The sequence below is a fragment of the Streptomyces sp. NPDC052107 genome, assembly GCF_040680215.1.
GTDB lineage: Bacteria > Actinomycetota > Actinomycetes > Streptomycetales > Streptomycetaceae > Streptomyces.
In genome coordinates this window covers 20,743-35,761 of sequence record NZ_JBFAWG010000064.1, presented here as the reverse complement: position 1 = coordinate 35,761, position 15,019 = coordinate 20,743, and the positions used below count along the sequence as shown (strand labels likewise).

Annotated in this window: 17 protein-coding genes and 3 pseudogenes; 7 read left to right on the top strand and 13 right to left on the bottom strand. The window is 71.4% G+C overall.

Translation table 11 applies throughout. The features are described 5' to 3' along the window. A pseudogene (locus AB0M27_RS36780) lies at positions 1-167 on the top strand (transposase); the annotation flags it as partial. Here the strand turns inward: AB0M27_RS36780 and AB0M27_RS36775 are convergent. Together AB0M27_RS36775 and AB0M27_RS36770 are read right to left on the bottom strand one after the other, a co-directional pair. Then, positions 92-472, bottom strand: coding sequence for a hypothetical protein (locus AB0M27_RS36775; RefSeq protein ID WP_365728623.1), 381 nt, complete (start codon positions 470-472; stop codon positions 92-94). The pseudogene AB0M27_RS36780 and the gene AB0M27_RS36775 overlap by 76 nt on opposite strands. A gap of 61 nt (positions 473-533) precedes the next feature. Next, positions 534-1,502: an AraC family transcriptional regulator gene (locus AB0M27_RS36770; RefSeq protein ID WP_365728621.1), complete on the bottom strand. Its 969-nt coding sequence runs from the start codon at positions 1,500-1,502 to the stop codon at positions 534-536. Positions 1,503-1,588: 86 nt separating this feature from the next. On the opposite strand from AB0M27_RS36770, the gene AB0M27_RS36765 reads away from it, so the two are divergent. Then, on the top strand, positions 1,589-2,425 hold the full coding sequence (locus tag AB0M27_RS36765; RefSeq protein ID WP_365728619.1) for an NAD(P)H-binding protein: 837 nt from the start codon (positions 1,589-1,591) through the stop codon (positions 2,423-2,425). Positions 2,426-2,451: 26 nt separating this feature from the next. Here the strand turns inward: AB0M27_RS36765 and AB0M27_RS36760 are convergent, their stop codons facing one another. Continuing rightward, the gene (locus AB0M27_RS36760; protein ID WP_365728617.1) at positions 2,452-2,853 is read right to left on the bottom strand and encodes a hypothetical protein; all 402 of its coding nucleotides are present in this window, start codon (positions 2,851-2,853) and stop codon (positions 2,452-2,454) included. 84 nt (positions 2,854-2,937) lie between these two features. Here AB0M27_RS36760 and AB0M27_RS36755 point away from each other — a divergent pair, with 84 nt between their 5' ends. Beyond that, complete coding sequence (locus tag AB0M27_RS36755) at positions 2,938-3,201, top strand: hypothetical protein (protein ID WP_365728615.1); 264 nt, start codon at positions 2,938-2,940, stop codon at positions 3,199-3,201. Here AB0M27_RS36755 and AB0M27_RS36750 read toward each other — a convergent pair. Beyond that, positions 3,198-3,656 carry a PPOX class F420-dependent oxidoreductase gene (locus AB0M27_RS36750; RefSeq protein ID WP_365728613.1) on the bottom strand — a complete coding sequence of 153 codons (459 nt, stop codon included), beginning with the start codon at positions 3,654-3,656 and terminating at the stop codon, positions 3,198-3,200. The two genes, AB0M27_RS36755 and AB0M27_RS36750, sit on opposite strands and share 4 nt — an antisense overlap. A gap of 61 nt (positions 3,657-3,717) precedes the next feature. After that, positions 3,718-3,972, bottom strand: a pseudogene (locus AB0M27_RS36745) (hydrolase); the annotation flags it as partial. Between AB0M27_RS36745 and AB0M27_RS36740 the strand changes: the two are divergent. Next, positions 3,920-4,594: a substrate-binding domain-containing protein gene (locus AB0M27_RS36740; protein WP_365728611.1), complete on the top strand. Its 675-nt coding sequence runs from the start codon at positions 3,920-3,922 to the stop codon at positions 4,592-4,594. The pseudogene AB0M27_RS36745 and the gene AB0M27_RS36740 sit on opposite strands and share 53 nt — an antisense overlap. Before the next feature lie 11 nt (positions 4,595-4,605). On the opposite strand, the gene AB0M27_RS36735 is transcribed toward AB0M27_RS36740, so the two are convergent. From AB0M27_RS36735 to AB0M27_RS36715, 5 genes and pseudogenes are all read right to left on the bottom strand, one after another. Continuing rightward, a complete protein-coding gene (locus AB0M27_RS36735; protein ID WP_365728608.1) occupies positions 4,606-5,892 on the bottom strand; it encodes a phosphodiester glycosidase family protein in 1,287 nt (428 codons plus the stop codon). Between the two features lie 140 nt (positions 5,893-6,032). Continuing rightward, positions 6,033-6,304, bottom strand: a pseudogene (locus AB0M27_RS36730) (GNAT family N-acetyltransferase); the annotation flags it as partial. Positions 6,305-6,430: 126 nt separating this feature from the next. Further along, entirely contained in the window at positions 6,431-8,623 is a 2,193-nt protein-coding gene (locus AB0M27_RS36725) for an MMPL family transporter (protein WP_365728607.1), read from the bottom strand. Positions 8,624-8,846: 223 nt separating this feature from the next. Next, positions 8,847-9,500 carry a maleylpyruvate isomerase N-terminal domain-containing protein gene (locus AB0M27_RS36720; RefSeq protein ID WP_365728605.1) on the bottom strand — a complete coding sequence of 218 codons (654 nt, stop codon included), beginning with the start codon at positions 9,498-9,500 and terminating at the stop codon, positions 8,847-8,849. A gap of 76 nt (positions 9,501-9,576) precedes the next feature. Continuing rightward, complete coding sequence (locus AB0M27_RS36715; RefSeq protein ID WP_365728603.1) at positions 9,577-9,942, bottom strand: 5-carboxymethyl-2-hydroxymuconate delta isomerase; 366 nt, start codon at positions 9,940-9,942, stop codon at positions 9,577-9,579. Positions 9,943-10,254: 312 nt separating this feature from the next. On the opposite strand from AB0M27_RS36715, the gene AB0M27_RS36710 reads away from it, so the two are divergent. Both AB0M27_RS36710 and AB0M27_RS36705 read left to right on the top strand, forming a co-directional pair. Further along, positions 10,255-10,584, top strand: coding sequence for a septal ring lytic transglycosylase RlpA family protein (locus AB0M27_RS36710; RefSeq protein ID WP_365728599.1), 330 nt, complete (start codon positions 10,255-10,257; stop codon positions 10,582-10,584). A gap of 241 nt (positions 10,585-10,825) precedes the next feature. Next, complete coding sequence (locus AB0M27_RS36705; RefSeq protein WP_365728598.1) at positions 10,826-11,932, top strand: glycoside hydrolase family 19 protein; 1,107 nt, start codon at positions 10,826-10,828, stop codon at positions 11,930-11,932. 60 nt (positions 11,933-11,992) lie between these two features. Here AB0M27_RS36705 and AB0M27_RS36700 read toward each other — a convergent pair whose 3' ends face one another. The 3 genes from AB0M27_RS36700 to AB0M27_RS36690 form a co-directional block, all read right to left on the bottom strand. Beyond that, on the bottom strand, positions 11,993-12,643 hold the full coding sequence (locus AB0M27_RS36700) for a DUF6518 family protein (RefSeq protein WP_365728596.1): 651 nt from the start codon (positions 12,641-12,643) through the stop codon (positions 11,993-11,995). Between the two features lie 202 nt (positions 12,644-12,845). Then, positions 12,846-13,139, bottom strand: coding sequence for an MMPL family transporter (locus AB0M27_RS36695; protein ID WP_365728594.1), 294 nt, complete (start codon positions 13,137-13,139; stop codon positions 12,846-12,848). Positions 13,140-13,278: 139 nt separating this feature from the next. Beyond that, a complete protein-coding gene (locus tag AB0M27_RS36690) occupies positions 13,279-14,130 on the bottom strand; it encodes a helix-turn-helix transcriptional regulator (RefSeq protein WP_365728592.1) in 852 nt (283 codons plus the stop codon). An 87-nt stretch (positions 14,131-14,217) separates the two neighbouring features. Here AB0M27_RS36690 and AB0M27_RS36685 point away from each other — a divergent pair, with 87 nt between their 5' ends. Continuing rightward, positions 14,218-15,018 carry a glucose 1-dehydrogenase gene (locus tag AB0M27_RS36685; RefSeq protein WP_365728587.1) on the top strand — a complete coding sequence of 267 codons (801 nt, stop codon included), beginning with the start codon at positions 14,218-14,220 and terminating at the stop codon, positions 15,016-15,018. The last annotated feature ends 1 nt before the right edge of the window (position 15,019 follow it).

Genomic DNA, 15,019 nt, shown 5'->3' with positions numbered 1-15,019 from the left:
TGAAGACCGCCCGTCCCGCCGACGTGCCCAGACCCTCCCGGCCTGGGCCCGGACGCCCACCCGGCTCGAAGAACCGCAGGCCAGCCCCACGTCACGAGCCCGGGAAAACCGTGAAACGAATCGAAACCCTCACCGAACACGTCCGCCTGAAACAGCAGCGAGGATAAAGATCAAGCTCACCGCCCGTGCCCACGGCCCGCACCGCGCGCTGCCCCGAGAACACCGCGAACGTGCCGTCGGGACTCACCGAGTGGACGCCGCGGTCCCAGCCCGGCCAGGGCACCGGGAAGACGGCTCTGGGCGCTCGCTCTCCGGCGAACACCTCGCCCAGGTCGTACACCTCCAGCTCATGGCCGTTCTGGAGGAGGGCGCGGCGCGAGTCCGTCCCGCGGCTCTCGAAGGCGAAGCCGTTGACCAGGGCGTGGCCACCGGGCAGGCGGACCGAGTCGCGCAGGTGTGCAGTGATCGACATGGGTCCGAAGGTAGCGGAGCCCACTGACAGCGGGCCGGGGAGGAGCAGCGGGCGGCGCGGCTCACTCGGGGGTCGTCGCGTCGGGTCGGCGTGCCTGGCGGCGCCACAGGGAGGGCGTGGTGCCGTGACGGCGTTTGAAGGCGACGCTGAAGGCGAACGGGTCCTCGTAGCCGACCTGGTGGGCCACGGCCGCGACGGTCGCCTCGGTGTCCCGCAGCAGGTCCGCCGCCACGGCCATGCGCCAGCCGGTGAGATAGGTGAGCGGGAGCTCGCCGACCAGGCCGGTGAAACGTGCGGCGAACGCGGCGCGGGACATGCCGAGACGGGTGGCGAGTTCGGCGACCGTCCAGCGCTGCGCGGGGTGCCGGTGCAACAGGCGCAGGGCCTCTCCGATGGCGGGATCGGTGAGCGCGCGATACCAGGCCGCGGGCCTCGCGTCGGGGCCGGCGCACCAGGTTCGCAGGGCCAGCACCAGGACGAGGTCCAGCGCCCGGTCGACGACGGCGTCCTGTCCGGGTTCGTCGCGCGCGATCTCGGCGGCGAGCAGTTCCAGTGCCGGCCTGGTCCGCGGTCCGGCGGGCACGATCGCCGAGGGCGGCAGCAGGCCCAGCAGCCGGTCGCCCACATCGCCTCGGAGTTCGTAGGCACCACGGAGGAGGACCGTGGCCCCGGGCAGGCCGTCTCCGTACGTGCGCGGAGCAAGGCCGCGCCGCACCCCCGCCGCCCTCTCGTCCCCGCCGACCACCTGTTTCTCCCGGCCTCGGATCACGACCTGGGGCGGGGTGGTGGGTGCGTCGGCGATCGTGTACCGGCTGGTTCCGCTGATCAGGGCGATGTCGCCGGTGGCGAGCCGCACCGGTGCGGCGTCCACGTCGTCGAGCCGGACCGAGGCGTGCCCGCAGAGCGTGGCGACGACCGTGAGAGGCGGCGCGTCGACGAAGCCCAGCGACCACGGTGGCCGCTGGACCAGCTTCCGGACCACGGCGTTCCTGGCACGCGCCCGGTGCAGCAGATCGCTCAGCACGTCCATGCCCGCCCCCAACTCTGGACGATCACAAAGGTCTTGGCGATTGTCTCCCATGGATCGTCTCCGGCGCATGGCGTTCCCTGGAGGGCATGCAGAACATCCTCCTCGTCGGCGGTACCGGCAAGACCGGCCGCCGCATCGCGCGGCACCTCCAGGCCGCGGGCCATCCGGTACGCACGGCGTCCCGCACCGGCGGAGACATCCCCTTCGACCTGGCCGATACGTCGACCTGGGCCCCCGCCCTAGACGGCGTCACCGCGGCCTACATGGTCGAACCCGACCTACGGACCGACGTGGACCACGACGCGCGGATTCCCCGGCTCGTCGCCGAAGCGGTGGACGCGGGCGTACGACGGCTGGTGCTGCTGTCGGCGTACGGCGTGGGCGAGGCCGACGACAGTCATCCCCTCAAGGCCGCCGAACGGGCCGTGCGGCGCTCGGGCGTCGACTGGACCATCCTGCGGCCCGACTGGTTCTCGCAGAACTTCAGCGAGGGCCCCTGGCTCCAGGGGATCCGGACGGCGACCCTGTCCCTGCCGACCGGCGACGGCCGCACGCCGTTCGTGGACGCCGAGGACATCGCCGAGGTCGCCGCGTCGGCGCTGACCGAGGACCGGCACGGCGGCCGGACGTACCAGCTGACCGGTCCACGGGCGATCGGCTTCGGTGAGGCGGCCGATCTCATCGGCCGGGCCACCGGACGTGTCGTCCGCCATGTCGACGTCGATCCCGAGGTGTTCACCGAGCGGCAGATCTCCTTCGGCGTTCCGGCCGACGTCGCGCGCCTGCTCACCGGCCTTCTCGTGGCCGTCCGTTCCGGCCGGGGCGCCACGGTCGCCGACGGCGTTGAACGAGCCCTCGCCCGGCCGCCGAGGACGTTCGAGGACTACGTCGCCGAGACCGCCGCCGCGGGCCACTGGAGCTGACCCGACCGCACCACGGCACCGGCTGGTCAGTGCGTGGTGCCGTCGGCCTCCAGTGTGTCGAGGAGCGGACGGGCCCGCTTGCGGAAGGTCTCGTCCTCGCGAATGATCCGGTCCTCCACGCCTGAGCGGATGCCCCGTGCGTCGCCGTCGGCGAGAACGGCCAGCCGGGCCCGGTGGCTTGGGGTCAGAGGTGCGGAGCCCAGGGATTGCAGGGCGTCCAGGGCTCCCGTCGGGTCGGCGTCCTGCTCGGCCGCGTCCAGGACGGCGGTCGCGAGCCCGGCGTGGTCCAGTGCCGCGGGCTCCGCCACCGCCGCGAGGGCGAGGACCGCGGCCGGGACCTGCACCGGGTCGTCCAGCAGGGCTTCCAGCCGGGCGGTCAGCGGACGTCCGGCCGGGCCCAGGAGTGCCGTCGCCCGGGCGGCCCGCACTGCGGACCAGCGAGCCCAGGGGTCCGCGCCGCCCGGGCGAACACCGAGTCCAGGGCCGCCACGACCGTGGTGGCGTCACCCGTGATGCGCCACAGCGCTTCGGCGAGCGCGGTGTCCGCGTCCAGTGCGGGGGGTGACGGCGCCGCCGTCGCCGGCGGCGAGTGCCGCCTGCGGTGCGGGAGCCAGGGATCCGGCTCGGGGCCCGGGCGCGCCCGCTGTTCCGGCGGCTTCTTGCAGGTCGCGGGAGTCGCGTCGAAGCTCCCGGTCGAGGCAGGCCGGCAAAGGCTCCGGCTCGCCGACGAGGTCGTACAGCGGCACGGCGTGAGCGGCACGGTGGGCCTGGGCTAGCCCTCGATGTCCAGGGCCGTCCCGTACAGCCGGTCCACCCGCAGCCGGATCACGACCCTGCGCTCGGCCACCTGCTGGGCGAGGAAGGCGTCCTCGTCCTCGGGCCTGGCGGCCGGCGGGAGCATCGCGAGGAGTTCCCGCCCGACCGCGTCACCAGGCACCGTGGTGATCTCGGAGACCTCGGCGGATCCCTCGGCGACGGCGAACGACCACACGTCGCCGCCGCGCACATGCAGCGCCGCCCGCGGATCGCGCCGCAGGTGCTTCGCCTTCACGCGGTCGGCCGTCGTGGACAGCCGCACGACACGGGCCTCGGGGTCCCAGGCGTAGAGCATGGTGGTGAGGTGGGGGTGGCCACTTTGCCTGACCGTGGCCAGGGTGCCGAACTGCTGCTTGGCGAGCAGATCGGCGAGGGCTTCGTCGGACAGGGGCCGGGGTGCGGGTCCTTGAGTCATGCGATGATCAACTCCCGTCCGCTTGACGGTATTCCGGGTGCCGCGCCCCCACCTGGCGCCGTCAGTTCGTGTACACCTCCGCCCGGTCCACGCTCACGAACGCGGCCTGCGACTGGGCGTTGTGTTCGCCCGTCACACGGATCCGCAGTGTGTGACGGCCGTACGGCAGCCGGGGGCTCAGGTACTGGAGGGTCTCGCCGGTGCGGATCGCCCCGTAGAAGTCGAGGCGTTGCTCCGCCGCTCCGTCGACCCCGACAGCGGCGATGCCGTTGCCGGTGTCACGGACGGTCATTCTCAGCCCGCTCTCCCTGCTCCCCCGTGACCTGGTCACCCGCGACCGGCGCCTGCCCGTCGTCCTGCTGGGCGAGCGCTCGGCCAAAGGCAGCACCGACCATGTCGGCATCGACAACGTGCTGGCGGCCCGCGAGGCCACCGAGCACCTGCTGGCCCGCGGACGCCGCCGGATCGCCGTCATCGGCGGCGCACTGCGCGGCCGCCAGGGCACCGACCGGCTGCGGACCGACGGCTACCGCGAGGCACTGAAGGCGGTGGGGCTGCCCTTCGACGCCCATCTCGTGGTGGCGGTGGAGGCCTTCCACTGGCAGGACGGGCTGCGCGCCGCCACCGCGCTCATGGCACGGGAGCACCGGCCGGACGCGCTGCTGTGCCTGAACGACCACCTCGCCCTCGGCGCGCTGCGCGCCCTGCACGAGCAGGGCCGCTCGGTGCCGGAAGACCTCGACGTAGTCGGCTTCGACGACATCGAGGCCTCCCGCTTCAGCGTGCCCAGCCTGACCACCGTCGCCCCCGACAAGCAGGAGATCGCCCGGGTCGCCGTATCACTGCTGCTGGAGCGGATCGACGACCCGGACGCCACTGCCGTGCACGACCATGTGGCCCGACACCGGATCATCGTGCGGGAGAGCACGGGCGGCTGAGCGGAGGGGCCTCAGCCCTCGGTGGGACGGTACGCGCCGGGTACGAAGACCAGGGCGTCGCCCACGGACCGCTCGGTGGACCCGCTGGGGTGGTTCACCAGTGTCCCCTCGACGGACATGGTGGTCGAGCCGCCGCCGTCCAGGTTGACCGCGTCGGTCAGGCCCAGGGCGTCGGCGACCGCCGCCGTCTCGTCCATCGTGGTGCCGACACTGGTCGTCATGCGGCCGTCGACGGTCGCCAGGACGACCTTGCCCTCGCGGGTCGTACCGGCGATCGTGCGCGGGTTGCGGTCGAAGAAGCCGCCCGAGCCGGCCGGCACCACGATCTGGCCGTGCGCGGTGAGGCGATAGCGGCCGTTCACGCCGAACAGTCCCGGCCGGACGGGGAGTTGCCGGCCCTGCTCGTCCGTGAGCACCGAGTCGGTACGCAGGCAGCCCCCTTCGGCGGTGTGCAGCAGGGCCGCCGCGTCGGCGCCCGTTGCCTGTACAGAGGTCTGGCCGGAGGCCAGGTGTGTTCCGCGCGCCGTCTGCGTGCGGACGACGCAGCCGTTCCGGTCGAGCACCACCTCGACGCCCGCGCCCGAGGGCGTGGCGTCGGCGAACTCGGGAGTGAAGCGCACGACGTCGCCGGGCACGGTGCACCGGGTCGGATCGGTCAGGTCGGCGCAGCCCGCCGGAACGACGGGCGGGTGGTTCACGTACTTCAGCGGCAGCGTTGCGCCGGTCCGCCGGTTGTGCAGGCTGCCCGACCAGCTCAGCCGGCCCATCAGGGCGCGGTTGTCGTGGGCGTCCACGACGAAGTCGGCCTCCGCGGGGTCGCCGGTGGGCTCGCTGAGCAGCCGTCCGTCGTAGAGGCCGAACCCCACCGGGTCACCGGGGTACTGCGCGCTGGCGGTGAAGGTGAAGAAGGAGGCGTTGACGCCGGCCAGGGCCTGCGAGGAGCGCACCAGGTCGGTCGTCTTCTCCGTGTGGGCCAGGTCGGGGCCGTACGTCGCCTTCAACTGCCCGCGCGCCCTGCGCGGGTCGATGGTCAGGACGTCGACCACCCAGGGGCCGCGTGTCGTGGTGTTGATCTGGTCGGCCGGGGCGGGTTCGGTCCCGCGGACGATGCGGGTGAGGGTCACACCGTCGGCCAGGGTCTGTGTCGTGCGGGTCTCCGCGAGGCCGGGGTCGCCGAGCGGGAGCGTCGCCTCGGCGGCGGTGGCCCGGCCGGCGGGCGGCGCGAGCAGCAGGAGCAGGGCGGCCGCGGTGAGCGTCGCCGCGCGGGTCAAGCCGGGTCTGTACGAGGTGAATGACATGCACGTGAGGGTGCTCGCCGACGCGGACGTTTACCTGTGCGGCGGTTGATGCCCCGGTCCCGGTTCGGTTAACTGCCGGTTACACTGATCGAGTTGGCGGGGCCGGCGGGCGGGAGCCTGGGCCGGAGCGGACGACGCCAGAGGGCGAGCAGTCCCGCTGCCGTCTCTGTGAAACCGCAGGCGCCGAAGGAGAACGGACGCAGGTGTTCCTCGAAGTCGACGTGCGGCCACGCGCACTTCGCGGCGCGCGCCCCTCGGCCGCGGTCGCGACGAGCGCGCTCCCGACTCCCTTCGTACGGCGGTGCCCGGCGACCACCGTGTCCAGGATGAAGGCGTGCCGAAGCCGAGCGGCGTGCAGCGCGTCCAGGGCCGCGTTGTCGCACTCGCCGCGCCACTCACAGGTGATCTGCATACCGGGATCGTCGTGACGCCGCACGTGAGCGTGGGATCGTCGGCCGCATCCCTCGCGACGCGCCGACGGGGCGTCCCGCCAGGCCTCATGACCCGGCGGGACGCCCCGTCGCGACCCGCACCACCGCTAGTTGCGGCGCCCCGCGGGATCGTGGGCGACGGAGTCCCGGTCGGCGCCGGGCGCCGATGCGGAACCGCCGGCACCGGTGGCCGCGCCGGCCGGCGCGGCCTCGGCCCGGTCGCCGTGCCCCGGCCACCACGCGGCGTGGCCGATCAGCGCGGTGAGGCTCGGTGTGAAGAACATCGCCATGACGAAGGCGGCGACGGCGATGCCGAAGGAGACCGCGAAACCCATCTCCGTGAGCAGCGAGTTGCCCGCCAGCATCATCGTGGCGAAGGTCGCCGCCAGGATGAAGCCGGCCGCGGCGACCGTCGGACCGGCGTGCCGCAGCGCCATGCCGGCCGCCTCACGCGGCTCGCGGCCCTCGCGGGCCTCCTCGCGCAGCCGTGCGATCATGAGGATGTTGTAGTCGGTGCCGATGGCGACCACGAACAGATACATGATCACCGGGAGCATGAACATCAGACCCGAGTGTCCCTGCCCCTTCTGGAAGATCCACACCGTGGCGCCGAGGGTGGCGCCGAAACCGAGGCCCACCGATGCCATCAGGTACCAGGGGGCGACGACGCTGCGCAGCAGCAGACCCAGGATCACCATGATGAGGACGGCGGCCACCGGGAACACCGTCTTGTAGTCGTGGTTCACCGCGGTGTCGATGTCCTTGTAGATCGAGGACATGCCGCCGACGACCGCCTCGGTGCCGTCGGGGGCGTCGGCGTGTGCCACGTCCCGCACCCGGCCCACGGTGTCGATCGCCTTGTCCGTCGACGCCTCGTACTTGAGAGTGACGGTGAAGTCCGCGGTGTTGCCGTCCTTGTCGACCTGCGTCATACGGGCACTCGCGACCCCGTCCACGGCCCCCAGCTTGCTCGCGTACGCGTCGAAGGCGGCCTTGTCCAGCGGCTTGCCGTCGGTGCTGGACAGGTAGACGTCGGTGGGTGCCGCGGCGCCCGCCGAGTACGCGTTCTGCATCTGGTCCTGGACGACCATGGACTCCTTGGTCTTCGGCATGGAGCCCGACGCCAGGTCGAACGTGGCGTTGTAGCCGAGGATGCCGAGCGACAGCGCGACCAGGACGAGGCCGGACGCCCCGGCGGTCAGCGCGGGGCGGCGCTGCACACCGCGGCCGAGGGCGGCGAACCGGGCGTTCTCCGGCTCCTTCTGCCAGGACTTGGAGGGCCAGAAGACCTTCGGTCCGATCAGCGAGACCACGGCCGGGATCAGGGTCAGGCCCGCAACGAGGGTGGCGGCCACCGCGATCGCGAGCGCCGGGCCCATCTGCTTGAGGAAGCCCAGTGTGGACAGCACCAGCGCGAGGAACGCGATGACGACGGCACCGGCCGCCGAGGCGATGGCCTCACCGACCCGGTCGACCGCGTTGATCATCGCCTCCTTGGGTTCGTCACCGGCGCGCAGGCGTTCGCGGTACCGGAACATCAGGAAGAGGAAGTAGTCCGTACCCACGCCGAAGAGCACGACGATCAGGATGGACGAGATCGAGCTGTTGGCCTGCAGGTCGAACAGCTTGGTGGCGTACGCGATCAGGCCGTTGGCGATGGCCGACACCAGGCCGATCAGCACCAGGGGCAGTAGGGCCAGGATCGGCGCCCGGAAGATGATCAGCAGGGTCACCAGGATGATCACGAAGGTGCCGATGCCGATCAGCGCCTGTCCACGCTTGGACGAGTCCTGCTGGTCGAGCGCCTGCGCGGCGGAGCCGCCGAGCCTGACGTCGAGATGCGTACCCTTGGCCAGCTCCTTGACGTCGTCGCGCAACACCTTGGCCGCGTCCGCCTGTTTGGGCTGGCCGGCGTTCTTGCTGTCCATCTGGACCAGGGTCAGGTCATACCTGCCGTCCTTGGAAGGCTGGCCGGGGACGACCTTCTGCACCTGGTCGATGTGCCTGTTGCCCAGTTCGGTGGTGATCCGGGCGACGTCCTGCTTGTCGGCGGCGGTCAGTTTGCCGCCGTCCGTGCGCTGGTAGAGCGCGATCGCGGACGGGGTGAAGGCGCTGGGGAACGCCTTCTGCTGGAGATCCGCCGCTTTGATGGATTCGTAACTCTTGGGCAGGAAGCTGCTCTCGTCACTGTTCGAGGGCAGACTCGGAGCGGTGGCGACGATCGCCACCGCGGCAATCAGCCATGCCACGATCGTCCAGACGGGATGTCGGACGACAGTGTTGCCAATACGTCGGAACATGCGGAAGGTCCTCCTGGACAGGAAGATCACCGCAGCCCGGGGAGCGGTCCCTGGCATCGGCGACCCCGTACGGCCCGTGTCCAACGGGCCTGTCGAACGGTTGTCTTGTGGCCACATGGTAGTGACCGGTGATGAAGATCATCTCATCAAGTGGTCAGGTTCGGGCCAGGACCGGGTGCCCTGGGGGCGTTTGAGCACTCGTCCGGGAACGGCGACGGGCCGCTCAGCCCAGAACGAACGGAAGCCTTCCGGCCAAGTCGCCCAGCGCGGCCTGCTCCACGTCGGTCGGCGTACGGCGTCCGGTGCCGATCAGCAGCGCGTCCCTGTCGGAGAACGCGGCGGGGAACGGAGCCCCGGCGATTTCCTCCAGCGACGCGCGTGTCGCCGCGAGCGTCTCGGCGGGCGGCTCGGCGGCCGACGGCAGACGGGCGAACAGGTCGAGGTGGTGCAGGGTCCACTCGACGACGTAAGCGGACAGGTAGTCACCGACGGTCAGCACTTCGTCGCGGGTGCCGACGCGCGCGGCCGGGTCGGCGAGTGCGGCGGCGCGGCCCGCCGCGGAACCGACGTCGTCCAGGTGGAACTTCAGCCACCGCGGCTCACCGTAGGCGGCGGCCAGTCGAGGTATCAGCGCGTCGAGCGGGTCCTCGCCGGTCGGGGGTTCGACCAGCTTCCAGTAGGTGACCGCGTCCACGGTCGGTGCGGTGTCGGCGGGTGTCACCAGGGTGATCAGGACGTCCTGGGCGTCGACGACCAGGTGGCACACCAGGTCCCGTACCAGCCAGCCGGTACAGCCGGACGGCCGCTCGAAGTCCTCGTCCGGGAGTTCCGCGACGGCTGTGCGCAGTGCCGTCCAAGAGCGTGAGAAGAGATCCACCGGCGGCAAGTTAGTGCGGGACCGGCAGGACGGACAACCGAATTCGGATGAGCCGTGTCCGGCTCCGCCCGGCGGTTCATCGCACGGACGGCGAAAGCCGGTAGGAAGCGGCGAGGTCGCGCACCTCCACGGAGAGGAACACCTGTTCCCCGCCACGGTCGTCCACCGGCAGATGCTTGGCGAGCAGGGCCAGCACCCCCTCGGACAGCCGGGTCTTCTGCGCCTCGGGACGGCCGGGCATGAGGCCGACTTCCACGTGCACGAAAACGGCCTCCCCGCTCCCCCTGTCCCCGACATATGTCTCCGCCGGCCGGAGCAGCGTCTTGCACACGCCCGACGTACCGGACTCCTCGACCACGAGCGGATGCAACTCCTTCACAAGAACACAGGCGTCGAAGGCTCCGGCCAGGTGGGAGGAGTAGTCGATGGTGAGGTACGGCATGGAGGGCCTTTCACACGTTCCCCGTAGTTTCACTAGGCAACCATTTTCCCTCACGACGCCAACGGGTCCCACTTCCCCCCCTCCACTTTGCGGCAACGGATAGCGCACCTGCTCCACACCGAGGGCCGCGCTACGGCAACAAGCCCTCAACTCGCTTTCTTCATGGCTTACTTCACACCTTGACCCCCAATGGTCTGTACCTCTAGTTTCACAGCCCAGCCACACATCGTGCGCCGCGCTCACCGTTGGCCGTCCCTTCCGGGGGTGCACGCTGCCCGATGCCCACCCCCACCCGAAAGGCCACCTCCCTTCATGGCCAGGTCCCGTTCCGCCGCCGTCCTGACAGCCGTGCCGGGCCTCTCCGCATGCCTGCTCACCGCTTCCCCGGCCCAGGCCGACACGGACGCGCCCGCCGCGCGGGCATCCGACACCTGCTGGGCGACCCACTACGGTCCGCAGCCGCCCGGGGCCCTGACCGCCAGCGGTGAACTCTTCGACAACAACGCCGACACCGCGGCGACCTCGCTCAGCCGTCGGCCCCAACTGCCCTTCGGCACCCGGATACAGGTCACGAACACCGCCAACGGCAGGTCGCTGGTGGTCCGCGTCAACGACCGGGGCACGTTCGCCCGGACTCCGTAGGTGCCCAAGTGCCTGGACCTGACCGACGGTTCCTTAAGCCGGATCGGCGGAAGCCTCGACCCCGACGCCGGACACATCGTCGTCACCGAGACCGTCCTGGGCTGACGGCCCCGTACCCACACCACCGGCCGGCAACACGCACGTCCGCCGGCACCGGCACGAACCCCCATCCACCCGACCAGGACAGGAGCACCTGTCGATGCACCTCCGCCTCGCCGAACTCCCTCACAGACCCATACGCTTGGGGCGTCTCGTACGCTTCCTGGCCGGCGGCGTCGTCGCCGCCCTCCTCGCCGGGCTGTTCATCGCCTCGCCCGCCCGGGCCGCGGACGGCCAGATCACCGGGCTGGCCGGCAAGTGCGTGGACGTGGCAGGCGCCAACAGCGCCAACGGCACCGCCGTACAGCTCTACGACTGCAACGGAACCAACGCCCAGATCTGGTCGAACCCGGGTGACGGCACCCTCCGGGCGCTCGGCAAGTGCCTCGACGTCGTCGACCGCAGCACCGCCGACGGCGCCGCGGTCCAGTTGTGGGACTGCTCCGGCGGCACCAACCAGCAGTGGGTGGGCACCGCGGCCCACGACATCGTCAACCCGGCCGCGAACAAGTGCCTGGACGTGCGGGACAACAACAGCGCCAACGGTACGCGGCTGCAGATCTGGACCTGTACGGGCGGCGCGAACCAGAAGTGGAACGCCCCGGCCGGCGGCGGAAGTGGCACACCGTCCGGATTCGTCGTCTCCGAGGCCCAGTTCAACCAGATGTTCCCGAACCGGAACAGCTTCTACACCTACAGCGGCCTCGTCCAGGCCCTGAGCGCCTACCCCGGCTTCGCGAACACCGGCAGCGACACGGTCAGGAAGCAGGAGGCCGCCGCCTTCCTCGCCAACGTCAGCCACGAGACGGGCGGCCTGGTCTACGTCGTCGAGCAGAACACCGCCAACTACCCGACCTACTGCGACTGGAGCCAGCCGTACGGTTGCCCGGCCGGACAGGCCGCCTACTACGGACGCGGCCCGCTCCAGCTCAGCTGGAACTTCAACTACAAGGCCGCCGGTGACGCACTCGGCATCGACCTGCTGAACAACCCCTGGCAGGTGCAGAACGACGCCTCCGTCGCCTGGAAGACCGGCCTGTGGTACTGGAACACCCAGTCCGGACCGGGCACGATGACCCCGCACAACGCAATGGTCAACGGCGCCGGATTCGGCCAGACCATCCGCAGCATCAACGGATCCCTGGAATGCGACGGCAAGAACCCCGCACAGGTCCAGAGCCGTGTCGACGCCTACCAGCGCTTCACCCAGATCCTGGGCGTCTCGCCGGGCGGCAACCTGTACTGCTGACCGAGTCAGCCCTTGCCCACCGGTGCACCGCGTCGCAGGAGAGGCGGTGCACCGGCCTGTTCAGGCCGACATCGTCCGGAGGGGAAGCTCGATCAGGAGGTGGGCGAGGGGCGCGCAGACCACGGCGGCGCCCAGCGTGAAGGCGCGCTCCTCGTGGGTACGGGCCATCAGCAGCGGGATGAGGACGAAGAGGGCGAGGCAGGCCCATGCCTGCGTGGCGTAGTGCGGGTTCCAGGCGTATGCCAGGCCCTCCATCCCGAAGAGCCCAGCGAGCACGGCCAGACCGGTGACGTGGCGGCGCGTGTCCGGGCCACGCCGCCACCAGTGGCCGGCGACTCCGGGCAGCGGTCCCGCCACGCCGGCCATGCCGAGCCACACCAGCGGAAAGAACAGGTCCCCCGCACCGTCGCGCCCGAACTCGGCATAGCCGTAGCAACCGACGGCCAGGCCGACCTCCGCGCCGAGACCCCCGACCACGGCCTGGGACACGGGGCCTTGCCGATACAGCAGCGCTCCGGCGGCGAACGCGACGGCGGACCGGACCGCTCCGGAGTTGGCGATCTGCTGCCAGGCTCCGGGAAGCCACCCCTGGGCCAGGTTGGTGAGCACACCGAGCAGCAGGCCGGCGCCCGACGCCACCGCCGTCGGACCGCCCCACGCGCGCAGCCGGTGCCTCAGGCCCACCGGACGGCTGGGCATGGTGATCGTCATCGTCGCACCCACAGCCGCAAGTTCTGCGGCGCGCACTATACACACTTCGTATACACGGTGTGCATTCCAGCGCCGTCCTCGTCACATCCGCACTTCTTGGCACGTATCGGCGGAGGCCACCGAACGCAAGGATTCCTGGCGGACGCGCGGCTCGCCATGGGGCCCGCACGGGCTGCGGCGGGCCCCGGCCGAGCGGTCGGTGTCAGGGCGCGCCGGTCGGCTCGCTCGCGGTGGGGACGAGCGTGGGCCGGGCCTCGGATCGGGTGGTCGAGGGTGCGGGAGCCAGACGTTCTCCCTCGATGTCGAGGTCGGGCAGCAGCCGGTCGAGCCACCTCGGCAGCCACCAGCCGGCGCGGCCGACGAGTGCGAGCGCCGCCGGGACGAGGGTCATGCGGACGACGAAGGCGTCGACGAACACGCCGACGGCGAGAGCGAAGGCGATCGGCTTGAGGATGGTGCTGCCGTCGGGGACGAAGCTCGCGAACACCGCGAACATGAAACGACTGGCCAGCGCCGGCTGGAGGACTTCGCCGCGTTGCTGGAAGAGGCGTTCGCGGTGCTGCGGACGCAGGGCGGCGAGCAGCGGCGGGCGCGCGGTCCTTCCGGCGGAGCCGGCAGGGTACGGCGCGTTCGGCTCAGCGGGCGGCGTCCATGCGCTGGGTGCCGATGACCGACAGCAGCCGCAGTGCCTCCTCGGACGGTGTGCCGGGGACGGCGGTGTAGATCACGACCTGCTGGTCCCGGTCGGTGAGGTCGAGGGCGTCGCAGTTGACCGTGACCGGCCCGACCAGCGGATGCCGGAACGTCTTGCGGAGCGTGGGTTCCCCGTCCACGTCGTGCGAGTCCCACAGCCGGGCGAACTCCTCGCTCCCGGCGCGCAGTTCGTGGATCAGCCCGGTCACCTCGGGATCGTCGGGGTAGCGGGCGGCGGCCGTGCGCAGCCGGCGCGCCGCGTGCCGGGCGAACGCGTCGGCGTCGGACACACCGTACAGCCGCCGTCCCTCGGAGCGCGGCCCCAGGAAGACGCGCCGCGCGAGGTTGCGGTCGCGGCGCGGCAGGGCCGAGAAGTCCTCCATCAGGGCGGCGGCCAGTTCGTTCCAGGCGAGCACCTCCAGCGTGGCCGAGGTGACGAAGACTGCGGACTGCGGCAGCCGGTGGATCAGGTCGAGGATGCTCTGCCGCACCTCGCGCGGGGGGCCGGGCGGGGGCTCCGGCGGGGCACCGGCCAGCAGATGGAGGTGCTCGCGCTCGGCGTCCGACAGCCGCAGGGCGCGGGCCAGCCCGGCCAGCACCTCACGGGACGGGCGCGGACCGCGGGCCTGCTCCAGCCGGGTGTAGTACTCGGTCGAGATGAACGCCAGATGCGCCACCTCCTCGCGGCGCAGCCCCGGTGTGCGGCGGCGTGGCCCGGCGGCCAGTCCCACGTCGGCAGGGCCGATCCGCTCGCGCCTGCTGCGCAGGAATCCCGCCAGTTCTGCTCTGTCCACACCCCCAGTGTGCGGGTGTGCCGCGAGACCCATCCAGGTACTCCCGGTGCCTGGATGGGTCCGGCTCCCGGGCGCAGGCTCGCTGCCATGGACAACACATCGCACATGGATCACAAGGACAACCCGCCGGGCGGCCTGCTGGCCGGCAAGGTCGCCTTCGTCACCGGTGCCGGGCGAGGGATCGGCGCCGCCGCGGCGCGGCTCTTCGCCCGGGAAGGGGCCCGGGTCCTGCTCGCGGCCCGCACCGAGGCCCAGCTGAAAGCGGTCACCGAGGAGGTGCGGGCGGCGGGCGGTACCGCGGACTACGTCGTGTGCGACCTGGCCGACACGGCGAGCGTGCGGGCCGCCGTGGACCGTACCGTCGACCTCTACGGCCGGCTCGACATCGCCTTCAACAACGGAGCGACGATCCAGCCGCCCGGCCCCATGGACCAGCTGCCGGAGGCCGAGTTCGACCATGTGTACACGGTGAACCTCAAGAGCGTCTGGCTGGCCATGGTCGCCGAGGTCGCCGCCATCCGGGTTACCGCCGGGACGGGTGCCATCGTCAACAACTCCTCCATCGGCAGTCTGCGGGGCAATCCCGAACTGCCCGCGTACGGTGCGATGAAGCGGGCGGTGAACAGCCTCACCGAGTCGGCCGCCGTGACCTACGGTCCCGAAGGCATCCGCGTCAACGCGATCGCGCCCGGCAACACCCTGACGGAGATGATCCGGGCCTGGGAAGCGGAGGCTCCCGGCCTTCAGGACCGGCTCACGGCGCTCACCCCGCTGCGCCGCGCGGCCGTGCCGGAGGAGATCGCCGAGGCCGCCGCATGGCTGCTCAGCGACCGTTCCTCCTTCGTGACGGGCACGGTACTGCGGGTCGACGGCGGCGCACGAGCCTGAA

Excerpts from the sequence above, each read along its gene's own strand:
- AB0M27_RS36775 (WP_365728623.1), bottom strand. The coding sequence starts at position 472 with ATGTCGATCACTGCACACCTGCGCGACTCGGTCCGCCTGCCCGGTGGC.
- AB0M27_RS36770 (WP_365728621.1), bottom strand. The coding sequence starts at position 1,502 with ATGGACGTGCTGAGCGATCTGCTGCACCGGGCGCGTGCCAGGAACGCC.
- AB0M27_RS36765 (WP_365728619.1), top strand. The coding sequence starts at position 1,589 with ATGCAGAACATCCTCCTCGTCGGCGGTACCGGCAAGACCGGCCGCCGC.
- AB0M27_RS36755 (WP_365728615.1), top strand. The coding sequence starts at position 2,938 with ATGCGCCACAGCGCTTCGGCGAGCGCGGTGTCCGCGTCCAGTGCGGGG.
- AB0M27_RS36750 (WP_365728613.1), bottom strand. The coding sequence starts at position 3,656 with ATGACTCAAGGACCCGCACCCCGGCCCCTGTCCGACGAAGCCCTCGCC.
- AB0M27_RS36740 (WP_365728611.1), top strand. The coding sequence starts at position 3,920 with ATGCCGTTGCCGGTGTCACGGACGGTCATTCTCAGCCCGCTCTCCCTG.
- AB0M27_RS36735 (WP_365728608.1), bottom strand. The coding sequence starts at position 5,892 with ATGTCATTCACCTCGTACAGACCCGGCTTGACCCGCGCGGCGACGCTC.
- AB0M27_RS36725 (WP_365728607.1), bottom strand. The coding sequence starts at position 8,623 with ATGTTCCGACGTATTGGCAACACTGTCGTCCGACATCCCGTCTGGACG.
- AB0M27_RS36715 (WP_365728603.1), bottom strand. The coding sequence starts at position 9,942 with ATGCCGTACCTCACCATCGACTACTCCTCCCACCTGGCCGGAGCCTTC.
- AB0M27_RS36710 (WP_365728599.1), top strand. The coding sequence starts at position 10,255 with ATGGCCAGGTCCCGTTCCGCCGCCGTCCTGACAGCCGTGCCGGGCCTC.
- AB0M27_RS36700 (WP_365728596.1), bottom strand. The coding sequence starts at position 12,643 with ATGACGATCACCATGCCCAGCCGTCCGGTGGGCCTGAGGCACCGGCTG.
- AB0M27_RS36695 (WP_365728594.1), bottom strand. The coding sequence starts at position 13,139 with ATGTTCGCGGTGTTCGCGAGCTTCGTCCCCGACGGCAGCACCATCCTC.
- AB0M27_RS36685 (WP_365728587.1), top strand. The coding sequence starts at position 14,218 with ATGGACAACACATCGCACATGGATCACAAGGACAACCCGCCGGGCGGC.